Annotated in this window: 1 protein-coding gene; it reads left to right on the forward strand. The window is 70.1% G+C overall.

The window, feature by feature from the left end:
• Positions 1–16: 16 nt before the first annotated feature.
• The coding region (locus ACSV5T_RS10420) for a DUF4861 family protein (protein ID WP_438321104.1) at positions 17–234 on the forward strand (218 nt) is incomplete at its 3' end.

Here is a 234-nt window from a genome sequence, read left to right on the forward strand (position 1 = left end):
CCGTCGAGAGGCGGAAATGCGGGCGACGTCCGCACTCTCCTATGACCCGGCCGACTTGGGCCGCCCCTCCACCATTGCGCCTCTGGCGCCGCCGCCTGCGGTCCAGCAGACGCCCCGCGCCGTTGCCCGCTTTGCGCCGGATCGCCTGGACGATCTGTTGTGGGAAAACGACCGTGTAGCCCACCGGATCTACGGCCCTGCGCTTGAGGTGCGTGAAGCGCCGTCAGGCTCGGG

The sequence above is a fragment of the Veillonella sp. ZSJB6 genome (assembly GCF_051549505.1).
Classification (GTDB): domain Bacteria; phylum Bacillota; class Negativicutes; order Veillonellales; family Veillonellaceae; genus Veillonella.